The sequence below is a fragment of the Pelagerythrobacter marensis genome, from assembly GCF_001028625.1.
GTDB classification, from domain to species: domain Bacteria; phylum Pseudomonadota; class Alphaproteobacteria; order Sphingomonadales; family Sphingomonadaceae; genus Pelagerythrobacter; species Pelagerythrobacter marensis.
In genome coordinates this window covers 1,915,155-1,936,534 of the sequence record NZ_CP011805.1, presented here as the reverse complement: position 1 = coordinate 1,936,534, position 21,380 = coordinate 1,915,155, and the positions used below count along the sequence as shown (strand labels likewise).

The 21,380-nt window shown below is 65.4% G+C and carries 16 protein-coding genes; 8 read left to right on the top strand and 8 right to left on the bottom strand.

Annotated features, from left to right (window positions below; all coding sequences use genetic code 11):
- Nucleotides 1-55 precede the first annotated feature (55 nt).
- Together AM2010_RS09230 and AM2010_RS09225 are read left to right on the top strand one after the other, a co-directional pair.
- Entirely contained in the window at nucleotides 56-454 is a 399-nt protein-coding gene (locus tag AM2010_RS09230) for a RidA family protein (protein ID WP_047806815.1), read from the top strand.
- 4 nt (nucleotides 455-458) lie between these two features.
- The gene (locus tag AM2010_RS09225) at nucleotides 459-1,580 is read left to right on the top strand and encodes an NADH:flavin oxidoreductase (protein ID WP_047806814.1); all 1,122 of its coding nucleotides are present in this window, start codon (nucleotides 459-461) and stop codon (nucleotides 1,578-1,580) included.
- Nucleotides 1,581-1,691: 111 nt separating this feature from the next.
- Here the strand turns inward: AM2010_RS09225 and AM2010_RS09220 are convergent, their stop codons facing one another.
- The gene (locus AM2010_RS09220; protein WP_047806813.1) at nucleotides 1,692-3,731 is read right to left on the bottom strand and encodes a 3-hydroxyacyl-CoA dehydrogenase NAD-binding domain-containing protein; all 2,040 of its coding nucleotides are present in this window, start codon (nucleotides 3,729-3,731) and stop codon (nucleotides 1,692-1,694) included.
- Nucleotides 3,732-3,746: 15 nt separating this feature from the next.
- Nucleotides 3,747-4,982, bottom strand: a complete 1,236-nt coding sequence (locus AM2010_RS09215) for a serine hydrolase domain-containing protein (RefSeq protein ID WP_047807858.1) — start codon at nucleotides 4,980-4,982, stop codon at nucleotides 3,747-3,749.
- Nucleotides 4,983-5,305: 323 nt separating this feature from the next.
- On the opposite strand from AM2010_RS09215, the gene AM2010_RS09210 reads away from it, so the two are divergent.
- Nucleotides 5,306-7,060, top strand: a complete 1,755-nt coding sequence (locus AM2010_RS09210; protein WP_047807857.1) for a class I adenylate-forming enzyme family protein — start codon at nucleotides 5,306-5,308, stop codon at nucleotides 7,058-7,060.
- Between the two features lie 62 nt (nucleotides 7,061-7,122).
- Nucleotides 7,123-8,355, top strand: a complete 1,233-nt coding sequence (locus AM2010_RS09205; protein WP_047806812.1) for a TetR/AcrR family transcriptional regulator — start codon at nucleotides 7,123-7,125, stop codon at nucleotides 8,353-8,355.
- Nucleotides 8,356-8,371: 16 nt separating this feature from the next.
- Here AM2010_RS09205 and AM2010_RS09200 read toward each other — a convergent pair whose 3' ends face one another.
- From AM2010_RS09200 to AM2010_RS09190, 3 genes are read right to left on the bottom strand one after another with little or no spacing between them, the layout of a single operon-like run.
- The gene (locus tag AM2010_RS09200; RefSeq protein ID WP_047806811.1) at nucleotides 8,372-9,442 is read right to left on the bottom strand and encodes an acyl-CoA dehydrogenase family protein; all 1,071 of its coding nucleotides are present in this window, start codon (nucleotides 9,440-9,442) and stop codon (nucleotides 8,372-8,374) included.
- A gap of 15 nt (nucleotides 9,443-9,457) precedes the next feature.
- A complete protein-coding gene (locus AM2010_RS09195) occupies nucleotides 9,458-10,669 on the bottom strand; it encodes an acyl-CoA dehydrogenase family protein (protein WP_047806810.1) in 1,212 nt (403 codons plus the stop codon).
- An 18-nt stretch (nucleotides 10,670-10,687) separates the two neighbouring features.
- Nucleotides 10,688-10,975 carry a hypothetical protein gene (locus AM2010_RS09190; protein ID WP_047806809.1) on the bottom strand — a complete coding sequence of 96 codons (288 nt, stop codon included), beginning with the start codon at nucleotides 10,973-10,975 and terminating at the stop codon, nucleotides 10,688-10,690.
- Between the two features lie 97 nt (nucleotides 10,976-11,072).
- On the opposite strand from AM2010_RS09190, the gene AM2010_RS09185 reads away from it, so the two are divergent.
- The 4 genes from AM2010_RS09185 to AM2010_RS09170 all read left to right on the top strand — a co-directional run bounded on the left by AM2010_RS09185 (nucleotide 11,073) and on the right by AM2010_RS09170 (nucleotide 18,296).
- The gene (locus tag AM2010_RS09185) at nucleotides 11,073-11,600 is read left to right on the top strand and encodes an RNA polymerase sigma factor (protein WP_047807856.1); all 528 of its coding nucleotides are present in this window, start codon (nucleotides 11,073-11,075) and stop codon (nucleotides 11,598-11,600) included.
- 56 nt (nucleotides 11,601-11,656) lie between these two features.
- Nucleotides 11,657-12,595 (top strand): FecR family protein, encoded by a 939-nt coding sequence (locus tag AM2010_RS09180; RefSeq protein WP_053044029.1) that lies wholly within the window; start codon nucleotides 11,657-11,659, stop codon nucleotides 12,593-12,595.
- Between the two features lie 2 nt (nucleotides 12,596-12,597).
- Complete coding sequence (locus AM2010_RS09175) at nucleotides 12,598-14,979, top strand: TonB-dependent receptor (protein ID WP_047806807.1); 2,382 nt, start codon at nucleotides 12,598-12,600, stop codon at nucleotides 14,977-14,979.
- A 116-nt stretch (nucleotides 14,980-15,095) separates the two neighbouring features.
- On the top strand, nucleotides 15,096-18,296 hold the full coding sequence (locus tag AM2010_RS09170) for an autotransporter family protein (RefSeq protein WP_047806806.1): 3,201 nt from the start codon (nucleotides 15,096-15,098) through the stop codon (nucleotides 18,294-18,296).
- 138 nt (nucleotides 18,297-18,434) lie between these two features.
- Here the strand turns inward: AM2010_RS09170 and AM2010_RS09165 are convergent, their stop codons facing one another.
- The 3 genes from AM2010_RS09165 to AM2010_RS09155 are packed head-to-tail and all read right to left on the bottom strand — an operon-like array spanning nucleotide 18,435 to nucleotide 21,267.
- Nucleotides 18,435-19,445 carry a fumarylacetoacetate hydrolase family protein gene (locus tag AM2010_RS09165; protein ID WP_047806805.1) on the bottom strand — a complete coding sequence of 337 codons (1,011 nt, stop codon included), beginning with the start codon at nucleotides 19,443-19,445 and terminating at the stop codon, nucleotides 18,435-18,437.
- On the bottom strand, nucleotides 19,442-20,092 hold the full coding sequence (gene maiA / locus AM2010_RS09160; RefSeq protein ID WP_047806804.1) for a maleylacetoacetate isomerase: 651 nt from the start codon (nucleotides 20,090-20,092) through the stop codon (nucleotides 19,442-19,444). The genes AM2010_RS09165 and maiA overlap by 4 nt, the downstream gene beginning before the upstream one ends.
- Complete coding sequence (locus AM2010_RS09155; protein ID WP_047807855.1) at nucleotides 20,092-21,267, bottom strand: acyl-CoA dehydrogenase; 1,176 nt, start codon at nucleotides 21,265-21,267, stop codon at nucleotides 20,092-20,094. The genes maiA and AM2010_RS09155 overlap by 1 nt, the downstream gene beginning before the upstream one ends.
- Nucleotides 21,268-21,380: the final 113 nt, after the last annotated feature.

The window sequence follows — 21,380 nt, the reverse complement described above, 5'->3', positions numbered from 1 at the left end:
CCCGGGGTATGATTAGTTTTTCTCACCATAGCCCCCTTGCGGATGGAACAACAAGATGAAACTGGAACGCATCGTCACCACGCCAGACAATTATGAACCCTTCCTGCTTTCCCAGGGGATCAGGTTTGGCAATCTGCTCTTCGTTTCGGGACAGGCGGGCTCGGACGACGACGGCAAGATCGTCGAAGGAGGCTTTCTGGCCCAGGGGAGGCAGGCCTTCGCCAATCTGCGCCGCGCGCTGGAAGCCGGCGGGTCCAGCCTCGACGATGTCATCAAGGTGACGATCTTCGTCACCGACATGGGCCATTTCAACGATGTCGTCGAACTGCGCCGCGCATTCTTCTCCGCCCCGTACCCGGCGGATACGATCGCCGAAGTGAAGGCGCTCTACAAACCCGAAGTCATGATCGAGATCGAGGCGATCGCCGCTATCCGCGACACGGAGGCACGGTGATCCGATGGCCACGAATTCCACAGCGAAGGCTGCCACGCAGCGCCTGTTCGATTCCGTGAAACTCGGTTCCCTCGCGCTGGACAACCGGCTTGCCGTCGCGCCGATGACGCGGATTAGCGCCACGGAAACAGGCCACGCCACCGCGCCGATGTGCGACTACTACAGCGCCTTTGCCGAAGGCGGCTTCGGGCTGATCATAACCGAGGGTCTGTATACGGACGAGGCATTCTCGCAGGGGTATCATTTTCAGCCGGGTCTGGCCGACGCGAGCCAGCGCGATGCGTGGAAGCCGATTGTCGAGCGTGTTCATGCAAGCGGCGCGCGGATCATTGCGCAACTCATGCATGCCGGGGCGCTTTCGCAGGGCAATCGCTTTCGGTCTGGCACACGCGGCCCTTCGGCCGAGCGCCCGGCGGGCGAGCAGATGGCGTTCTATCGCGGGGCGGGCAAATACCCGCTGCCAGTGGCAATGTCCGTGACGGAAATCGAGGAAGCCATCGCAGGCTTCGCGGCGGCCGCCCTCCGCGCTTGCGAGGCTGGCTTCGACGGGGTCGAGATACATGGCGCCAATGGCTACCTCCTCGATCAGTTTCTGACCGAGGGCGTAAACCGTCGTGCCGACGCCTACGGAGGTACAGTCGCGGGGCGCCTGCGGATCACACTCGAAACGGTCGAAGCGGTTCGCGCGGCGGTTGGACCCGATTTCATCGTCGGGCTGCGCAGTTCGCAAGGCAAGGTCAACGATTTCCACCACAAATGGCGCGGGCCGGAAGAGGCGGCCGAGATCTACGGACTGCTTGGCGGCCTGCCGATCGATTATATCCACACTACCGAGTTCGAGGCATGGCAGCCGGCCTTCGGGGATGGGGCCAGCCTTGCCAGCCTGGCGAAACGGCACAGTGGCTTGCCGGTCATGGCGAACGGGTCGCTGCACGATCCGCTGCGCGCGGCGGAATTGATCTCCGATCATGGGGCGGATGTGGTCACTCTCGGTCGCGGGGCCCTCACTCACGCGGACTGGCCGCACCGGGTGGCGACCGATGCGGAGATTGCCGAATTCGACGGCCGAATTCTGGCGCCGCTGGCCGATCTGGAAAATGCGGAGCGCTTTCGGGCGGCAGCCTGACCGAGCGGAAGTGGCTGCGGCAATTGATGCCCAGATGCGCCGCCATAGGCAAACGGCACCGTCGGCCTGAACCGGCGGTGCCGCAGTGCCTTGTTGGCATGTTCGAAAGCTTCAGCCGGTGAAGCCTTCGCCCCGTTCCGCCTTGCCGCGCAGGTAATCGCTGACCGGCAGGCCGTGCTTCTCCAGCCCGGCGACAACAGTGTCCAGCCCGACCGTATCGGCCCAGAACATCGGCCCGCCGGTATAGAGCGGCCAGCCGTAGCCGTTGATCCAGACGACATCGATATCGCTGGCGCGCTGGGCCATCTTCTCGTCGAGGATCTTCGCCCCTTCGTTGATCATCGGATAGAGCAGGCGCTCGCGGATTTCGTCCTTCGAGATTTCGCGCTGGTCGCGCCCTTCCTTCTGCGCGAAGTCGGCGATGATCGCCTTCACTTCGTCCGACGGCGTGCGGCTGCGCGCTTCGTCGTAATCGTAGAAGCCCTTGCCCGCTTTCTGACCGAAGCGACCGGCGGCGCAGAGCGCCTCGCGCACGGTGGTCACTTTCGACGGATCGCGGTGCCAGCCGATGTCGATCCCCGCCAGGTCGCCCATCTGGAACGGCCCCATCGGGAAACCGAATTCGAGCAGGACGTCATCGACTTCCCAGTAATTGGCGCCTTCCATGATCAGTTCGTTGGCCTGTTCCTGCCGCTTGGACAGCATCCGGTTGCCGATGAAGCCGGGGCACACGCCCGAAACGGCGGCGACCTTGCCGATCTTGCGCGACAGCTTCATCGCGGTCGCCAGCACGTCGTCGCGCGTTTTCGCGCCGCGGACGATTTCCAGCAGCTTCATCACGTTCGCCGGGCTAAAGAAATGCAGGCCGATGACATAGCCGGGGCGCTGCGTTGCCGTCGCGATCTCGTCGATATCGAGATAGCTGGTGTTCGACGCCAGGATTGCGCCCTGCTTCACCACGTCGTCCAGCCTGGAGAAGACCTCCTTCTTCACGTCCATGCTTTCGTAAACCGCCTCGATCACGAGATCGCAATCGGCCAGGTCGGCATAATCGAGCGTGGGCGTCAGCAGGCCCATCGCCGCCTCCACCTGCTCGGCCGTCATCCGCCCGCGCTTCGCGGTGTTTTCATAATTGCGGCGCATGACCCCGGTTCCGCGGTCGAGCGCTTCCTGCTTCATTTCCAGGATCGTCACCGGAATGCCGGCAGACAGGAAATTCATCGCGATCCCGCCGCCCATCGTGCCGGCGCCGATGACGCCGACTTTCTGGACCGAGATCAGCGGGGTGTCGGCCGGCACGTCGTCGATCTTGTTCGCCGCCCGCTCGGCGAAGAAATAATGACGCATCGCCTTCGACTGGGTGCCGCCCATCAGGTTCATGAACAGCTCGCGTTCTTTCTTCACCCCTTCGGCATAGGGCAGCTCGCCCGCCGCCCGGACCGCCTCGATCGCGGCATTGGGCGCGTCGAAGCCGCGCATCTTGCGCGCGTTCTTCTGCCGGAATTCGTCGAAGATCGCCGGGTTCTTCACCCCGTCCTGATTGGCGGTGCCTTCCGACGTGCGGGGCACCGGCTGGCCGATGCGGGCCCTGGCGAAAGCGATCGCGTCGGCTTCCAGACTGTCTTCGCCGACGATTTCGTCCACCAGCCCGATTGCTTGGGCCTTGCCGGCCGGGATCGGGTTGCCGATTGCGACCAGCGGCAGCGCGGCTTCCGCGCCGACCAGGCGGGGCAGGCGCTGGGTGCCCGCCGCGCCGGGGATCAGGCCCAGCTTCACTTCGGGCAGGCCCAGCTTCGCGCTCGGCACCGCGACACGGTAATGGCAGGCGAGGGCGACTTCGCACCCGCCGCCCAGCGCCGTGCCGTGGATCGCGGCGACCACCGGCTTGTCGCTCGCTTCCAGCTTGTCGAGCGCTTCGGGCAGACTGGGGCCCTGTGGCGGCTTGCCGAATTCGGTGATGTCGGCCCCGGCGAAGAACGTGCGCCCGTCGCAGCGGATCACGACCGCTTCGACCGCGTCATCGGCCAGCGCTTCCTCTATCCCGGCGGCGAGCCCGGCGCGCACGGCCTGGCCCAGCGCGTTGACCGGGGGATTGTCGGATACGATGACCAGCACGTTGTCGTGCCGCTCTGTGCGAATGGGCGATGTCATGGGTCGGTTTCTCCTTCAGACTTTGCTGTGTGTCAGCGCCGCGTAGATCAGTGTCTTGAGCTGGCGGCGAATGGGATAGGCGGACGAGGGGTAGAGCTGCGTCATGAAGACCATGGTCACATCCTCCACCGGATCGACGAAGAAGGCGGTCGAATAGGCGCCGCCCCAGTAGAATTCGCCCTTGCTGGCGGGCATCAGCGTTCTTGCCGGGTCGATTACCATGGCGAAACCCAGTCCGAAACCGGTGCCGGCATTGTGCGATTCCGAAAACAGGCTGCGCGACATTTCGGTCAGGTCGGCGCCGCCCGGCAGGTGATTGGTCCGCATCAGCCGCAGCGTCTTGGGCGAAACGATCCGGGTATCGCCCAGCGCGCCGCCATTCGCCAGCATCGCCGCGAACCGATGGTAGTCCGCGATCGTGCCGATCAAACCGCCGCCGCCGCTGTCGAAAGTGCCGGTGCGGTTGAGCTTGCTGGTCGCCCCGGCATCAACCATGCGCGGGGCCTTGCCCGGCTGATAGGCGTATGCATCGGCCAGCCGTTCCGCCCCTGCGTCCCCCGCGCCGAAGGCTGTGTCGGTCATGCCCAGCGGGCCGAAGACGTGTTCGGCGAGGTAATTGCCCAGCCGCATCCCGCTCAGCCGTTCGACCGCGATGCCCAGCACATCGGTCGAAACCGAATAGTTCCATCCGGTGCCGGGCGCGAATTCCAGCGGCAGGCGCGCCAGCTTTTCCACGTAGCCATCCGAGTCAAGGTGGTCGCGCGCGAAATCTAGGTTCTCGTCGCGATAGAGCGCATCGATATTGGTGCGGTTCTGCAGGCCATAGGTGAAGCCCGACATGTGCGTCAGCAGATCGACGAAGCGCATCGGCGGGGCGGGCGTGCCCGGCGCAAATGGGACGGATCCTCCGCCCCCGGCATAGACGGTGAGATCGGCGAATTCGGGGAAGACGCGGGTGACCGGGTCCTCCAGGGCGACACGGCACTGTTCGACCAGTTGCATGAAGGCGATCGAAGTCACCGGCTTGGTCATGCTGGCAATGCGGAACAGCGCATCCTCGCGCATTGGCGTGCCGTCTTCGCACAGGGTGCCGAAATGGGCGTAGTGCACCGGGCGCCCCTCGCGCGCGACCAGGATCTGGGCGCAGGGCAGACGGCCGGTGTCGATGTAGCTTTCCTGCAGAAAGCCGTCGATGCGGGCCAGACGCGCCTTGTCGAAGCCCAGTTCCCCTGCGTCCGCAAGTTCGATCATGATCCCTCCCACACAGCCCCGCTAGAGGGCATACCTTTTCTTCTGACAATGGACGATAGACAATTTGAAGCGCTTTTGAAGCCTCATACCTGACATTCAGAAAATCGGGCCTCGCGCCTTGCCACGGTGCCCGGCATCTGCATAAATCGCCAAACAAGAATCGCACAAGCGAAAGACGAGAGGAACCTGCCCGAAATGCGCGACGCCGCGATCGTGTCCACCGCCCATACGCCCCTGACGAGAGTACGGGATGGCGCCTTCGGGATTGCCCGTGCCCAATGGCTGCCCGGCCCCGCTGGCTGCCGGTTCGGGGGGCTTTGATCATGGCGACACAGGCAGGCGATCTCGCTTCGGCCATCGGCTGGACCCGGCCGGCAGGCTGGCCGGTGATTTCGCGCGACAAGTGCCGCGAAATTCTGACCGCGCCCGGCCAGCCGTTCGAAATGGAAACGGTCGACATACGCGGTGTGCCGACGCGCGTATGGAAGAACGCGCCGCCCAGTTTGCGTGCGATTGCTCTCCTCGGCCGGATGTATGCCGATCGCGAGTTCACTATCTACGAAGACGAACGCGTCACCTACGATGCGTGGTTCCGCGCGGTCGCCACGCTGGCCCATGCGCTTCAGGCGCGCGGGGTGGGGAAGGGCGACCGGGTTGCGGTCGCGATGCGCAATCTGCCCGAATGGCCAGTGGCTTTCTTCGCTGCTGCAACGATCGGCGCGATTTGCGTGCCGCTGAACGCGTGGTGGACGGGGCCGGAACTCGCCTATGGCCTGGCCAATTCGGGCACGCGCGCGCTGATCTGCGACGAGGAGCGGTGGGAGCGGATTTCCCCGCACCGGAACGAATGCCCGGATCTGGAAGCCGTGCTGGTTTCGCGCAGCGAAATTGCCCCGTCCGGGACCGAACGACTGGAAGATGTGATTGGCGCGCCGCCCGGCTATCGCGACCTGCCCGTCATGGAACTGCCCGAGGTGGAGATCGCGCCGGATGATGACGCGACGATTTTCTACACCAGCGGCACGACCGGCAACCCCAAGGGCGCGCTGGGCACGCACCGCAACTTGTGCACCAATATCCTGTCCAGCGGCTACACCGCGGCCTGTGCCGTTCTGCGCCGGGGCGAGGCAATGCCGGAGCCGGCGCACAAGGTCGGCCTCACGGTCATTCCGCTGTTTCACGTCACTGCCTGTTCGGCTGCGCTGATGGGCAATCTCGCGGCGGGCAACACGCTGATCTTCATGCACAAGTGGGACCCGATCAAGGCGTTCGAGATTATCGAGCGCGAGAAAGTCCACGTCACCGGCGGGGTGCCGACGATCGCCTGGCAACTGATCGAACACCCCGCGCGCAAGGATTACGACCTCTCCAGCATAGAAGCGATTGCCTATGGCGGCGCGCCCGCCGCGCCGGAACTGGTGCGCAAGATCCGCGAAGTGTTCGGCGCCCTGCCGGGCAATGGCTGGGGCATGACCGAGACGATGGCCACGGTGACCGGGCATTCGAGCGAGGATTACCTGAACCGTCCCGATAGCTGCGGCCCGCCGGTCGCAGTCGCCGACCTCAAGATCATGAGCGAAGATGGCGAGCGCGAGTTGCCCGCGGGTGAAGTGGGCGAGCTGTGGGCGCGCGGCCCGATGGTGGTGAAGGGGTACTGGAACAATCCCGAAGCGACCGCCGCAACGTTTATCGACGGCTGGGTTCGCACCGGCGATCTCGCGCGGCTGGACGAAGAAGGGTTCTGCTACATCGTCGATCGGGCGAAGGACATGATCATCCGTGGCGGGGAGAACATCTATTCGTCCGAAGTCGAAAACGTCCTCTACGATCATCCGGCGGTAACCGATGCCGCGCTGATCGGGCTGCCGCACCTGCAGTTGGGGGAAGAGCCGGCTGCCGTGGTCCATCTCGCGCCGGGGAGCACCGCCAGCGAGGAAGAGTTGCAGGCCTGGGTTGCCGCCCGGCTGGCGAAATTCAAGGTGCCCGTCCGGATCGTGTTCGTTGAAGACACCCTGCCGCGCAACGCCAACGGGAAAATTCTCAAGAAAGATCTGTCTGTGCTGTTCGAGGGGGAATAGCACCGCTGCCGGCTTGGCACTTCGGCTCCGGCTGATGTAACGGAACTGAAACGGGGGAGCCGATGGCGAGCAAGAGTGCGGAAACGAGACGGTTCGGCGAGAAGCGCCAGGCTATCATCCATGCCGCCTCGGTCCTGATCAACGAGGTAGGCGTCAAGGCCACGACACTGTCGGACGTGGCGCGTGCCATCGGGCTCAACGCCACCAGCATCACCTATTACTTCTCGCGCAAGGAACAGCTCGTCGTCGCGGTGTACGAGGCGACGCTGGATCTGATGGGGCAGATCGCCAGCGATGCCCTGGCCGAACCCGATCCGCCTGCACGACTGCGCCGCTATATCGACGAACACGTCGCGCTGCGCACCCGCATTCGGCGGGGGGAGAGAGGGCTGGTCGCCGCACTGTCGGAAATCCGCACGCTCGATCCTGCGGCCCAGGCACCGCTGCTTGCGCGGTATCGTGAAATCGTGGGCCGGGTGCGCGGTTTCTTCGGAGAGCCGCAATCGGATCGCGCGCATGCGCTGTTTTCCGCCCGGGCCCATGTTCTGCTGGAAGCGATGATGTGGTGGCCGGTCTGGTCGCTGCGCTATTCCACGCTCGATTTCCCCCGGGTGAGCGAGCGTATGTTCGACATTCTCGCTTACGGCATCCCGTCCCGGCCCGGCGAATGGCGTCCGCGCACGCTCGACAGCGGAGACTGGCGCACGCGGGAGGATGCAAAGCCCAGCCAGAACGATGAATTCCTGCGCGCTGCGACGGTTACGATCAATCAGCGCGGTTATCGCGGCGCATCGGTCAACCGCATCGCCCGATCGCTCAACGTGACCAAGGGCAGTTTCTACCACCATCACGATGCCAAGGACGATCTCGTCCTGTCCTGTTTCCAGCGCAGTTACGACCGGCTTTCATCCGTGCAGATGGCCGGGCAGACCGTCGACGCCGATTACTGGACCCGGCTCACCAGCGTGCTGGCGGAATTGCTGGACGTGCAGTTCTTCGACGCCATGCCGCTGCTCCGCACGACCGCGCTCCAGGCGCTCGACACCGATCACAAGCTCGATGTCGTCACCCGTTCGAACCGACTTGCGCGGCGGTTTGCCGGAATGCTGATCGATGGGGTGGCCGATGGGTCGGTGCGTCCGATCGATCCCCTGGTGGCGAGCCAGGTGATCATGTCCACACTCAACGGTGCCTACGAAGCGCGCAACTGGGCGGACCGCTTCGGCGACCCCGAGCTTGCGGTGCGGACTTACGCCACCACCCTTTCGACCGGTCTGCTCGCCCCGGTCGAATAGTCAGCCCGCTTCCGGCCTAGTAACCGCTGGCCCCGGCGAAGCGATCGCGCAGATAGGGCGTGCTGCCCCAGATCGCCTCCAGCACGCGGGCGCGCTTGAGGTAGAAGCCGGCATCGTATTCGTCGGTCATCCCGATCCCGCCGTGAAGCTGGATGCCCTCGCGGCTTATCAGGTGGAGCGCGCGGTTCGCTTCGGCTTTGGCGATGATTGCCGCGCGGGACGCACCGACGCCGATGTCGAGCGCCTGCAGGCCGCCTTCCACTGCGGAGCGCATCATCGCCAGGTCGCCGAACAGGTCGGCCATGCGATGTTGCAGCGCCTGGAAGGTCGCCAGCACCTGGTTGAACTGAACGCGCTGCTTCAGATAGTCGAGCGTCATGTCGAACACCGCCTGGGCCATGCCCAGCATCTCGCAGGCGGTGAGGATGCGGGCCCGGTCGAGCACGTCGTCGAGCAGGCTGTCGCCCCCGTTCTCCAGCTTGTCCGCCGGCGCGCCGTCGAAAGTGATTTCGGCATGGCTGCGTTGGTCGGTCAGCTTGCGGGTGGCGAGCGATACGCCGTCGCCTTTCTCCACCAGATAGAGGCCGTCGGCCGCGGCGACCACGAACAGGTCCGCACCGTGTGCCTCGTGCACGAAGGCCTTGGTGCCCGAGAGCTTTCCGCCCGAAACGCTCGCCGACAGCTTCGCCGGATCGTGCCGGGGGCCCTCGTCGATCGCCAGGGTCCCGATCGTCTCCCCACTGGCGAGGCGCGGCAGCCATTTGGCCTTCTGTTCGTCGCTACCGCCCAGCACGATGGCCGCCGCGGCCAGTGTCGTTGCGATCAGCGGGCTGGCGGTCAGGGTCTTGCCCAGTTCCTCCACCACAAGGCCGGCCGAAAGCCAGCCGAAATCGGACCCGCCATGCTCTTCCGGCACGATGATCCCGCTCCAGCCCATTTGCGCCATTGCGCCATAGGCGTCGCGGTCGAACGCCTCGGGATCGCCGCTCGCGCGGATCTTGCGGAAAGCCGCCACCGGGCTTTCGTTGGTTGCCCATTCGCGCGCCATGTCGCGCAGCATTTCCTGTTCTTCGTTGAGAACCGCCATGATCTTTCGCGCCCCTTACTGATGGTCGAGCATGCCAAGCACGCGCTTGGCGATGATGTTGTTCTGGATTTCGGTCGAACCGCCGTAGATCGTCGTCGCCTTGCCGAAGAGCCAGGCGCGCACGCCGGCCAGCTCGGCTTCGGAAAAGCCTTCGCCTTCCCAGCCAAGGCCCTGGAAGCCCATGATCTCGATCATCAGTTCGGCCCGTTCCTGGCCCAGTTTGGTGCCCAGTTTCTTGAGCACGGAACTGATTTCCGAGACGCCGCCGGCTGCCTTGCTCTCTTCCACTGCCCGCCGCGCGGTGAGGAGGAAGGCGTTCCAGCGGATTTCGAAATCGGCGATCCGGTCGCGAAGAACCCTGTCGGCAATCGCGCCGCTGTCGTCGGTCTCGACATACTTCTTCGCCAGGTCGGAAAGGCTCGCGCCCATCATCCGGGCCAGACTGCCGCCGCCCGACAGATTGGTCCGTTCGTGCTGAAGCAGGCGCTTGCCGATGGTCCAGCCCTGGCCTTCCTCGCCGACCAGGTTTTCCTTGGGTACCTTCACATCGGTGAAGAAGGTTTCGCAGAACGGGCTCATCCCGCTGATCATCTGGATCGGGCGCACTTCCACCCCCGGGGCATCCATGTCCATCAGCAGGAAGCTGATTCCGCGATGTTTGTCGCTCTTGTCGGTGCGGACGATGGCGAAGCACTTGTCGGCCCACTGGCCGCCGCTGGTCCAGGTCTTCTGGCCGTTCACCAGATAATGATCGCCCTTGTCTTCCGCAAAAGTCTGCAGGTTGGCGAGGTCGGAGCCGGCATTGGGTTCCGAATATCCCTGACACCAGCGGATTTCCCCCCGGCAGATGGGCGGGATGTGTTCCTTCTTCTGCGCCTCGCTGCCGTATTCGAGCAGGGTGGGGCCGAACATCATGACGCCCATGCCGCCGATCGGATTATAGGCACCGACGCGGCCCATCTCCTCGTCGAGAATGCGCGCCTGGCGCCGGGGCAGCCCGCCGCCGCCGTATTCGCGCGGCCAGGTGGGCGTGCCCCAGCCGCGTTCGCCCATCGCCTCGCGCCACTTGCGCTGGGCGTCGCTTTCCTGCGCCGGCCCCTCAACACTGGCGAGCGCGTTTCCCTTGCCCTTGAGCTCGGGCGGGAAGTTCGCGGCCAGGAACTGGCGCACCTCTTCGCGGAAGGCATCGTCCGCATCGGGGGCTTTCACATCGGGCTGGGTGGCCATTCGATTCTCCTCAACAAATTATCGGGCGGGGCCCCGGGGCCGCGTCGCGCTGCTTTCGCTCGCGGGAAGGGGGCGGAGATACTGCTTGTTCTGATCGCTGGCGCCGGACCGTGCGGCGGTCGCGCTGATCGATGCCAGGCCGGTCGTGCCGAGTCCCGTCATTCGAACGCGCGTGACCTGCAACGCAGGTTCGATCTCCAGCTCGCGGATCATTGCGTCCTCCCCACCGTCATCGCCCGTTTGCGGGTCGTGTTGAAACACCATACCCGATATATGAATGGGCACAAGGCGGGCGATGTCGATCATTCGGTGCGGACGGCAGGAGCCCCTGCATCAGGCCATGCCGTCTTCCCCCGCAACGGGATTTGCCGTATCGCGCGCCGCCGCCAATGAGGTTTTGTCCGTGACCAGCAATCCCGCTCCAAACGGTCTGGAAGCCGCCTTTCTCGCGAATCGCGAGCGGTTGGTGCGTTTCCTGCGCGCGCGCGGGGCGGGCGACGCTGCGGAAGATCTGGTGCAAGAGGTCTGGTTGAAGATTGCCGCCGCGCGCCCAGGGCCGCTGGCTTCGCCGATGGCCTATCTGTTCCGTACCGCCGATCTGGTGATGATCGACCGCTATCGCTCCGAACGTCAGGCACGCAAGCGGGAGCAGGCGTGGAGCGAGGCGGCGGGCGCGGCCATCCCCGGCGTTTCCGATGCACCTTCGGGCGAGAGGGTTCTGATCGGCCGCCAGCATGCGCGGATCGTGGCCGAAACACTCGATGCCCTGGGCCCGCGCCCGGCGGGGATTTTTCGCCGCCACCGGATCGACGGCGTGCCGCAGAAGGCCGTGGCCGAGGAATTCGGCGTTAGCCTGAGTACGGTGGAAAGCGACTTGCGCCGTGCCTACCGCGCTCTTCTGGAGATCAGGGAGCGGCTGAATGAGGATTGAGACGAACGACTCCGTCTTGTCTGCGAAAGGGGCTCGCAATGGGGCAAGGTGACCGGATGATCGAAGACGCAATTGCCTGGGCCGTGAAAACCGGCGACCCCTCTTTCGAGGATTGGGAAGCCTTCACCCTGTGGCTGGAGGCGGACCCCGAACATGCGCGCGCCTATGACAGGGCAATGGCGGCGGTGGCGGATGCGGCCGACGCCGATCTCCAATCGCGGGCGGTCAACGACGATGTTTTGTCGGTCGAGATCGGCCAGAGTGCGGTCGGCGTCGGCGTCGCCGCGTCTTCGGCGGGGCAATGGCGCTGGCTCGCACTGGCGGCCACGGTGGTTCTGGTGGCCATGGTCGGATTCCTCCAGCTGCGCGGATCGGGTTACGTGATCGAGACGGCGGCGGGCGAAACGATGATCGTGCCGCTGGACGACGGGAGCGAGATTGCCCTGGGGGGCGGTGCGCGCGTGACGCTCGACCGCGATCGGCCGCGTTTCGCCGCGCTGGAACGTGGACGCGCCCTGTTCACCGTCCGCCACGACGACAGCGATCCCTTCGTCGTTACCGTGGGGGAACAGACCCTGGTTGACGCCGGGACCGTCTTCGACGTGACCCGCACAGGGCAGACCACGAATGTGGCCGTTTCCGAAGGTGTCGTCCTGGTCAATCCGAAGCGCAAGCTGGCCCGGCTCGAACCCGGCGATATGCTGAGCGTGACCGACGGCAGCGATGCCTATAGCCGCAGCACCAGGCCGGTTGCACGGATCGGCGAATGGCGAACCGGCCATCTGACATTCGACGACGCGCCGCTGGGTGACATCGCGCGCGAGCTTTCCGCCAGCACCGGGATTGCCTTTGCCGCAGCGCCCGCGGTGGCCGCGCAACGCGTGACGGGCAGCGTCGCGCTTGCTCCGCTGGCGCAGGACCCGCAGGCCGTGGGGCCGCTGTTCGGCGTCGCCGTGCGGCAGGAGGGGGATAGCTGGATGATCGATCGCCGCTGACGATGCCTTACCGTCTGCCAATAGTTCTGGCCGTACTTCTCGCCGCCACCGCCGTTCAGGCGGAAGAGCGGCGCGTCGACGTGCCGGCGGGGCGGGCGAGCGATGCGGCAGCGGCGATTGCACGTCAGACCGGAACCAGCATCGTCATATCCGCGCCCGATCTGGCCGCGCGACAGGTGCCCGCAATACGCGGCCGGTACAGTGCGGAAGAAGCCGTCAGGCGGCTCGCGCGGGCCATCGGCGCGCGGCCGGTCGCCGCCGGATCGCTGGGCTGGCGACTGGTCGCCGATCAGCGCCGCGCGCCTGTTGCCCACGCTGCGTCCCGCACGCCGGCACGGGCTGCCGCCGCGCCGCCCGCGCTCCCCCCGCCGGGCGTGGGGACGATGCCGATCGTGGTTCTTGCCAGCAAGCGCGACGTGCGGCTGCGCGACTATGCGGGCCAGATCACGATCCTCGATGGCGATTCGCTTTCCCTGGGTGGCCCCGTGGGCACCGACCGGATCGCCGATCGCGTCGCCAGCGTCACGTCGACCTATCTGGGCAGCGGACGGAACAAGCTGTTCATCCGCGGCATCGCGGATTCGAGCTTCACCGGCCCCACGCAGGCGACAGTCGGGCAATATCTTGGCGACTTGCGGCTGAGCTACAACTCGCCCGATCCCGACTTGCGCCTGTCAGACATGGAACGGGTCGAAGTGCTGGAGGGGCCGCAGGGCACGCTTTACGGTGCAGGATCGCTGGGCGGGATCATTCGCCTGGTGCCGAACGAGCCGGAACCGGGCGTGGCCGCCGTTTCGGGCAGTGTCGGCGGTTCCGCGACCCAGCACGGCGCGATGGGTGCTGACGCGGGCGCGGTGATGAACCTTCCGCTGGCAGGCGAAAGGCTGACCTTGCGCGCGGTGTTCGATGCGGAAAGCCAGGGCGGCTATATCGACAAGCCGCTGATCGGCCGTGACGATGTGAACCGCACGAACATCTATGGCGGGCGGGCGATGGCCCGGTTCGATGCCGGCGGGGACTGGACGGTCGACCTGATCGGCCTGGGCCAGTGGACCGAAGGCCGGGACAGCCAGTATGCCGATCGCGAAGGGCCCCCGCTGGTCCGCATGGCCAATGTCACCGAAGGCTTCGACGCCGATTATCTGCAGGGGCAGGTGGTCGTAAGCGGCCGGCTGGGATCGGTGCGCTTCCGTTCTTCCACCGGCATCGTGCGGCAGACCCTTCAGGAACGCTATGACGCAACCCGCCCGGGCGAGGACACGCGGTTGTTCGTGCAGGACAACGATTCGCGCATGATCGCCAACGAAACCCGCGTCTGGCAACCGATGGAAGATCGCCTCGGCTGGGTTCTGGGCGCGAGCTATACCGGCAGCCGGAGCGAGCTGACCCGCGGGTTCGATACGATCGGGACGGCAAACGTCAGCTCGATGTCCACATCGAGCACGGGTGTGCGCAACACCGTGGACGAACTGACGGTTTACGGCGAAGCCAGCTATCGCCTGCGGCAGGGTCTCGTCGCCACGGCAGGCGGGCGGGTCACCCGGTCCGAATTGGGCGGACAGGGTGAGGATGTCGATCAGTTCCTGGCCCTGTTGCGCGCGGAGGTGACCGCCCAGCGCCATGAAACGGTGTTCCTGCCCTCGCTTTCGCTGAGCGCCAGCCCGATCGCGGATACGGCGCTGTACATCAAGTATCAGGAAGGGTTCCGGCCCGGCGGGCTCGCGATCGATGGCGATTTCGTCCGCCGGTTCCGCAGCGATCGCACTGCGACGTTCGAAATCGGCGCGCGCCACGGTCAGCCCGGCACTGGGCCGTTCGATCTGGCCGGCAGTCTCGCTTTCACCCGCTGGCGGGATATCCAGGCGGATTTCATCGATCCGGTCGGCTTGCCGACCACGGCCAATATCGGCGATGGCCAGGTCTGGACGGCCACACTGTCGGGCGGCGTGGCGATAACGCGCGATTTGCGGATCGAAGGCGGCGTATCGTGGAACGACAGCCGGATCGACAGCCCGCGACCGCTGGAAGCCAGCCGGATCGGACAAGTGCCCAACATCGCGAACATCAATGTTCGCGCGGGGTTCGATTATCAGCGGCAGCTGCGCGGCGACCTGACACTCGCCGCGCAGGGCTGGACCCGCTACGTCGGCAAATCGCGCCTGGGCATCGGCCCCGAATTGGGGGAGGAGCAGGGCGATTATCTCGACAGCGGGCTGACCGTCCGCATCGGGCGAGAGGCGATGGGCCTGTCGCTTGGCATCTCCAACATCTTCGATACCGAAGGCAACCGGTTCGCGTTGGGCACCCCGTTCGATATCGGGCGGGACCAGATCACGCCGCTGCGTCCGCGAACGTTCCGCCTGGGGCTGGACCTTTCGTTCTAGGGCAAGCTGGCGGGCGATCCGGCGGGTATTTCCAGCACGGTAAAAAATTCCTGCATTCCGGCCAAGGCTGGCCGCCGGCGGCTCCGTCTTGCGGTCAATAACTGACCGGAGGACCCATGAACCGCTACTTGCTCGCCACGACTGCGATTGCCGCACTTGCCACGCCGCTGGCCGCCCAGACCGTGATCTCGGACGACCGGACCCAGCCAGTGCGAACCTCGACAGTGAAAGACGGGTCGCCCGATTCGATCCGTATCGACGATGATGGTTCGGTCGTGGTGTCGGGGGGCACTGCGGTCACAATGGACAGCGATCACACGGTCACCAACGAAGGCGATATCAAGATCACCAACGCCGACGGCGCGACCGGTATCGCTGCCGAGGCGGGCACCACTGGCGATATCGTCAATTCGGGCACGATCACGATCGACGAAACCTACACGCCCGAAGATATCGATAACGACGGCGACCTGGACGGGCCCTTCGCGGTCGGCACGGGCCGGGCCGGAATTCGCACGCTTGGCGCGCATACCGGGGACATTTCCAACAGCGGCAAGATCGTGGTCGAAGGCAACGATTCCGCCGGTATCGTGCTGGGCGGGACACTGACCGGCGATTTTACCCATGACGGTGAAACGACTGTCACCGGGACCGATTCCGTGGGCGTTCGCACGCAGGACATTGACGGCGACGTTCGCCTGGCCGGCAAAGTAACGGTCCGCGGCGAAGGCGCAATCGGCGCGCAGTTCGGCGGCGATGTCGATGGCGCGATGGTCGTCCAGGGCGAAATCACCTCCACCGGATATCGTTACCCCACGCCGCCATCCGATCAGTCGAAGCTCGACGCCGACGACAAGCTGCAGGGCGGATCGGCTCTCGTCATCGAAGGCGACGTCACCGGTGGCATCGTCCTCGCCGCGGCGCCCAAGGATAGCGATTCGGGTAACGACGACGAAGACGGCGACGGGATCGACGACGACAAGGAAGGCACGGCCAAGATCGTTTCCGCCGGCGAAGCCCCCGCGATGGTGATCGGCGCCGAAGACCGGGACATCGCCATCGGTTCGGTGGCGGGAAGCGGCAACGACTTCGGCCTCATCATCGAAGGTGAAATCGGCGGATCGGGCGTTTACTCGGGCGTCGACGGCAATGGCCTCGTGATCGGCGGGCGCGGCGGCGCGGTCGATATTGCCGGCGGAATGGCAATTTCCGGCACGGTGGCCGCTAAAGCGGTCGGCGCGGCAGAGGCGACCGCCCTGCGGATCGGTGCCGACGCAACCGTGCCCGAGATCCGCAATTCGGGGACGATCAGCGCCAGCGCCGGCAGCGACGACGAATCGTCGGCCGTGGCCGTGGTGGTGGACGAAGGCGCCAATGTCGAAACCATCCGCAACTCCGGCACGATCAAGGCCACCGTTTCGGGTGAGGATGGCACTGCGACCGCGATCGTCGATCACAGCGGCGGGGTCGAACTGGTCGAGAACAGCGGTGCGATTTCCGCCACCGGCGCCGATAAGGATTCGGATCGCAATGTTGCGATCGACCTGTCGGCCAACACGGCCGGCGCAACCGTGCGCCAGACCGAAGTGGCGTCGGGCAAGGATGCGCCCTCGATCAAGGGCAATGTCCTGTTCGGCAGCGGCGACGACACTTTCGAAATTGCCGACGGGACGGTCGACGGCGAAGTCACCTTCGGCGGCGGCGACAACACGCTCGCCCTGTCCGGCGATGCCAAGCAGACCGGGAACGTCGTGTTCGGCGACGGCGGCGATACCATGAGCCTTGCCGGCAAATCCGTGTTCGACGGCACGGTCGATTTCGGCGGCGGTGCGGACGAGCTGACGCTCGCCGGATCGGCCCGGTTCACCGGTTCGCTGACCAATGCCGCCAATCTCGCGGTCAAAGTCGACGGCGGTGTCCTCGGCCTTTCCAGGCCGACCGCGATCGGGTCGCTCGACATGGCTTCGGGCGCGATCCTCGACGTGACGCTGGACAAAGACGCGGGCGAAGGCACGCTGATCGATGTCGCCGGGACGGCCACGTTCGATGATGGCGCCAAACTGCGGTTCCGCCTGGCGGACATCGACGATGCCGAAGGGCGCTATGTCGTTCTGACGGCGGACGATCTGCAGATCGGGGAAGAGCTTGAAGGCGACAGTTCGCTGCTGCCGTTCATGTACAAGGCGACGATCGATGCCGAGGCGGCGAACGAACTTGCAGTCGATATCGAGCGCAAGACCGGCACCGAACTGGGGCTCAACCGCTCGCAATCGGCGGCTTACGGCGCGATCCTCGATGCCCTGGGCGAAGACGACGAGATTGCGGGCGTGTTCCTCAACATCACCGATGGGGATTCCTTCCGCGATACCGTCACGCTCATGCTGCCCGATCATGCCGGTGGCGCGTTCGAAGGCGTGAGCCTGGGCACCCGCACGATGTCGCGCTTCCTGACCGATCCGCAGGGACCGATCGAACCGGAGTCGAAAATCCAGTTGATCTTCGATGCCGGTGGCTGGGGATCGCAGAAGGAGCAGGGCGAAACCGCCGCTTACGACCAGAGCGGCCTGGGCTTTGCCGCCGGTGCCGAGATCGCGACCAGCCTCGGCAGGTTCGGCGGGACCGTCACCTATCTGTGGAACCGCCACGACATCGGCGACACGAGCGCGGTCCATTCGGGAACTTACGAAGTGGCCGCGCACTGGGTCGGCAAGTGGGGCGGGCTGCAGACGTTCGCTCGCGCCGGGATCGGCATGGTCGATTTCGACGGCACCCGCCATTTCGACGCCACTGTGGGGGATGAGACCATCTCGCGCGATATCGAGCGGGAATGGGACGGGACCGTCACCAGCTTCATGGGTGGCGCCTCGTTCGAGGGCGGCAGCCAGTTCTTCTTCTTCCGGCCCGCAGTCAGCTTCGATTACGTGCGCTTGAAGGAAGACGGTTATACCGACACCGGCGGTGAAGGGCTGAACCTCACCGTTTCGGAACGCACCAGCGACGAATTTGCCGTGAACGGCGGCCTGACGCTGGGTGTCGATTTCAAGGGTATGCGCGCGCGTGACCGGACCTGGTTCCGGATCGAAGGCGAAGGCGGCTGGCGCGAGGTTGTCGGCGGTTCGCTGGGCGATACCACCGCGCAGTTCGAAGACGGGGACCCCTTCACACTGCAGGCAGAGCAGAGCGCCAACGGCTGGTATGCGCGCCTGCGTGCTCTTGGCGGCGATGAAGCCTTCACCATCTCCGGCGAAGCTGGAGCGGAAGAGCGCCACGACGATGTCGGTTTCACCCTGCGGGGAACCATCCGCATGGGATTCTGAGCCCCCCCAGCCCGCGTTTTACGTGGGCCGGCCATGTCGCCCGGTCCCCTCCGGCCGGGCGGCATGGCCATCTCTTTATCGGCCATCGCTGTCGGTAACGGGCCTGTCAGCGGCAGGCGCCGTGCACCGCAGACCGGGTCAGGCCTGAACCACTTCCTGTTCGATCTTGCCGAAGATCGAATGCCCGGCCTCGTCTTCCATCCAGATCGCCACTGTGTCGCCCGGTGCCATGAAGCGGGTTTTCGCTTCGCCCTGGGCGATCGTTTCGATCATCCGGATTTCGGCAATGCACGAATAGCCGGCCCCGCCTTCGGCCACCGGCTTGCCGGGATCGCCTTCGGGCCCCTGGTTGGACACCGTGCCCGATCCGATGATTGCGCCTGCGCCCAGGTTGCGCGTCCTGGCCGCATGGGCGACCAGTTCGGCCAGACTGAAGGTCGCGTCCTGCCCGGCATTCGCGCGGCCGAACGGCTGGCCGTTGTAATCGACCATCAGCGGGTGATGGACCACGTTGCCGCGCCAGGCATCGCCAAGCTCGTCCGGCGTCACCGCCACCGGGCTGAAGGCCGTGGCCGGCTTGGACTGGAAGAAACCGAAGCCCTTGGCCAGCTCGCCGGGGATCAGGCCGCGCAGCGACACGTCGTTGACCAGCATCAGCAGCTTGATGTGCCCCGCCGCGTCTTCTGCCGAAACGCCCATCGGCACATCGTCGACGATGCAGGCGATCTCGCCTTCCATGTCGCAGCCCCAGGCGGTGTCCTTCAGCGGGATGTCCGCCCGCGGGGGCAGGAAGTCGTCCGAGCCGCCCTGATACATCAGCGGATCGTGATAGAAGCTCTCGGGCACTTCGGCCCCGCGCGCCTTGCGCACCAGTTCCACGTGATTGATGTAGGCCGAGCCATCGGCCCACTGATAGGCGCGCGGCAGCGGCGAATGTGCCTCGCGCTCGTGGAACCGCTCGCACGGCACCGTCTCGTGCTCGACATCGCGGTAGAGCACTTCCAGCTTGGGGGCGACTTCGGCCCAGTTATCGAGCGCATACTGCATCGTGGGCGCGATATTGTCGGCCGCGCAGTAGCGGGTGATATCGCGCGAGACGACGATCAGCTTGCCGTCGCGGGTTCCGTCGTTGAGGCTTGCGAGCTTCATGTGTCCTGTCCTTTTTCCGGGTTGTCCGGCTGGTTGTCGGGGTGGGCGCGCTGGAAAGGTTCGAGCGCGAGGCAGGCCGTCTCGATCCGCTCGATCCGCGGCATGGCCGACAGGTCGAGCGAGAAACGGCGCGCGTTATAAAGCTGTGGCAGCAGGACGACTTCGAACAGGCCGGGACTGTCGAACAGGAAGTCCCCGGTGCCCAGCTGCTCCAGTCGCGCCTCCACCGGCACGAACGTGCGCGACAGCCAGTGGCGGTACCAGGTATCGACCTGATCCTGCGAAGCGCCGAAATTGGCCTTCAGATACTTCAGAACCTGAAGATTGTTGGGCGCGTGGGTTTCGGTCGCGATGGCATAGGCCAGTTCGCGCACGGTGAAACGCTGTTCGGGATCGGTCGGCAGCAGCGGATGCTGCGGATAGGCTTCGTCCAGCCATTCCAGCTGCGCCATCGACTGCGCCCGGTCGCGCCCGTCCGCCTCCAGCAGGGGCACGCTAGCGAAAGGATTGCGAGCGGCGAAGGCCTCGCTCGCCTGTTCCCCGGCGAGCAGGTTCACCGGGACGTACTCGTAATCCAGCCGCTTCAGGTTCAGCGCGATGCGCAGGCGATAGCTGGTCGAGCTGCGATAGTATCCGTGGAGCTTCATCAGAACGCCGCGATCCCCGTGATCGCCCGCCCCAGGATCAGCGCGTGGACATCGTGCGTGCCCTCGTAAGTATTGACCGTTTCGAGGTTCACCATGTGGCGGATTACCTGATATTCATCGGAAATGCCGTTGCCGCCGTGCATGTCGCGCGCGGCGCGGGCGATGTCGAGCGCCTTGCCCACATTGTTGCGCTTCACGACCGAGATCATTTCGGGCGCGAACCGCCCTTCGTCCATCAGGCGGCCAACGCGCAGGCTGGCCTGGAGGCCGAGGGCGATCTCGCTGGTCATGTTGGCCAGTTTGAGCTGATAAAGCTGCTTGGAGGCAAGCGGTACGCCAAACTGCTGCCGATCAAGGCCATACTGGCGCGCTGCCTCCAGGCAGAATTCGGCCGAACCCATCGCGCCCCACGAAATGCCGTAGCGCGCGCGGTTGAGACAGCCGAACGGGCCCTTCAATCCCTGCACCTCGGGCAAGAGGGCATCGGCGCCAACCTTGACTTCGTCCATCACGATCATGCCGGTGGTGGAAGCGCGCAGGCTCAGCTTGCCTTCAATCTTCGGTGCCGAGAGGCCGGCCATGCCCTTTTCCAGCACGAAGCCGCGGATCGCGCCGCCGTGCGCCTCGCTCTTCGCCCAGACGACGAAGACATCGGCGAAGGGGGCGTTCGAAATCCAGGTCTTGGAACCGGACAGCGAATAGCCGTCGCCATCCTTCTTCGCGTAAGTCTTCATCGCGCCCGGGTCGGAACCGGCGTCGGGCTCGGTCAGGCCGAAACATCCGATCAGCTCGCCGCTGGCGAGGCCGGGCAGGTACTTCTGCCGCTGTTCCTGCGAGCCGTAAGCGTGGATCGGATACATGACGAGGCTGGACTGGACCGAGGCCATCGACCGGTAACCCGAATCGACCCGCTCGATCTCGCGCGCGATCAGGCCATAGGCGACGTAGCCGGCACCGGCGCCGCCGAATTCCTCCGGTATCGTGGCGCCGAGCAGTCCGGCGCGGCCCATCAGGGGGAACAGTTCGGGCGCGTCGGCTTCGTCGCGGAACGCCTGCTGCACGCGCGGCTGAAGCTCGCCCTGCGCAAAGCCGCGCGCGGCATCGCGGATCATTCGTTCGTCTTCGGTCAGCTGCCCATCCAGATCGAACGGGTCCTGCCAGTTGAACGGCACCATTCCGGCCATGGTTTCTCCTGTAACTGTCTCGCTCTCCTTTGCAGGCTTGCGCAGGCACGACAAGTCCGCGCTCCGCAGCTGCGGGGCGGAGACGCCGGTTCTGTCACGGAGAA